We start from the raw sequence: 554 nt of genomic DNA, 5'->3' as shown, positions 1-554 counted from the left end.
GCAGCGGCCATAGGCGTCGTCGTCGGTCGGCATCTTCTTCATCTGCGCGATGACGGCGGCGCCGTTCTGCTTGGCCACCGCCGGACCGACCGCCTGCACCGCCTTCAGGTAGTGGATCGCGCCGGAATAGACGCCGGCCTGCACCATGTTCGCGGGCTTGCCGTCGGAGGTCGGCAGCAGCCGCTTGGTGAAGGCGCGGGTGCGGTCGTTCATGTCCCAGTAGAAGCTTTCCGTCAGCAGCAGCCCCTGCGCCGCCTCCAGCCCGAGGCTGTCGATGACGTTGAGCGAGGCGAGCATCGCGGCGAGCTTCACGCCGCTCGCCGCCAGACCGAACTCATGCGCCTGCTTGACCGAATTGACCGTGTCGGCGCCGGCGTTGCAGAAGCCGACGACCTTTGCCCCGCTCGACTGCGCCTGCACCAGGAAGGACGAGAAATCCGAGGTCTCGGGGAACGGATACATCGCCGAGCCGAGCACCTTGCCGTGCGCGGCCTCCACGAAGCGGGTGGTGTCGCGCTGGAGCTGCTGGCCGAAGACGTAGTTGGCGGTGATGA

1 protein-coding gene is annotated in these 554 nt (G+C 67.3%); it reads right to left on the bottom strand.

The genetic code is table 11. The features are described 5' to 3' along the window. A partial coding sequence (locus B8460_RS20035; protein WP_048863392.1) for an ABC transporter substrate-binding protein occupies window positions 1–554 on the bottom strand: 554 nt, incomplete at both ends.

This window comes from Acidisphaera rubrifaciens HS-AP3, assembly GCF_000964365.1.
Taxonomy (GTDB): Bacteria; Pseudomonadota; Alphaproteobacteria; order Acetobacterales; family Acetobacteraceae; genus Acidisphaera; species Acidisphaera rubrifaciens.
Note: the sequence above shows the minus strand (reverse complement) of the source record. Positions and strands in the feature narration are given on the sequence as shown.